The organism is Microcoleus sp. K5-D4 (assembly GCF_036704575.1).
Lineage (GTDB): Bacteria > Cyanobacteriota > Cyanobacteriia > Cyanobacteriales > Microcoleaceae > Microcoleus.
The window spans coordinates 1-1,187 of record NZ_JAUBSD010000221.1; the positions used below are offsets into that span (position 1 = coordinate 1).

The window sequence follows — 1,187 nt, forward strand, 5'->3', positions numbered from 1 at the left end:
GTCAGCATCAAGTACAAACTTTTGTTTATACCTGATGGAGTTAAAGATTGCTTCGATTGCATCATGACATGACCTTCCGGCTCTGAACCCGTATGAGTTTGGTTCAAATCGCGCTTCCCATTCTGGTTCTAATGCCAGTTTGACAAGCGTTTGCAAGGCGCGGTCATCCATTGTAGGTATTCCTAAAGGTCGCTTCTGATCACGTCCAGGCTTGGGAATCCATACACGCCTAGTCGGGCTGACCTTAGAACCCAGTTTTATTTGATTTATCAAGGCAAGACGGAGATTAGGAGTCAGCGATTTAACGCCGTCTACACCTGCCGTCTTTTTGCCGCAATTATCCTGGGTAACTCTACGAACCGCTAACGCTCTTGCTGACCAAGAATTCATCAACGTTTTTTGGAGTCTGCGATATGTTTTTACATCGCCACGAATCGAGGCTTGATAAATTCTCTGTTGCAGCTTATACACTCTACGTTCTAGCTTTCGCCAGTTAATAGAATGCCATTCCCCCGTAGTCTTTAAACTCGTATTAGACATATTTACTGCTACTGGAAACTTCATCTTCCAAATCACCGTGATTCTGTCTGCATATCCTCACCATTACAGTGAGGCGTTTTGCTTTTGAATCAATCTTGCCTACTCTTCGTATTAGTTAGCACCTACTCAATCATTGAAGATTGAGAACAGACGAGAGGTTATTTCGTTTCTGATAGTCATTGTTTGAGTTTTTAGAGCGGTACTATCCACCGGGTTTAGAGGAAGTGCTTGTTGGACACCCAGGACCTTGCCAACTCCCCATTATCCTTGCCCTTTTGGGACTCCCAGCGTTTCAGCCTGATTGCGCTGGTTATTTCTGACGATGGTTCAAACATACCTTCGTATTCCTACTCATGAACTCTTGCTTGATGTATACCGGATTAGGCTTCCAGTATTTAACACCTTTCACCCCCGCTTCAAGGATTGATGGCTAGTCGCTACCCTGGGGGACGCAATTCTTGACTGCGCTCTGTGTGCTTTCACTCCTGCACCTGGAGGGTGGGACTTAGTTTTCTAGGATATTTACCTCACCCACATGACTATCAAATTGTCTTGGCGAAGCCTCTCCCTTTGGGAGAAGATTCTTGTGTAGCTTGCGGGTAATCCTCTACCCATTTCAGGGTTAGTTTCTACCCAACGAATCGCAC

At 45.3% G+C, this 1,187-nt stretch carries 1 protein-coding gene; it reads right to left on the reverse strand.

Translation table 11 applies throughout. The features are described 5' to 3' along the window. A partial coding sequence (locus tag QUA77_RS29155; protein WP_333454114.1) for a reverse transcriptase N-terminal domain-containing protein occupies nucleotides 1–540 on the reverse strand: 540 nt, incomplete at its 3' end. Nucleotides 541–1,187: the final 647 nt, after the last annotated feature.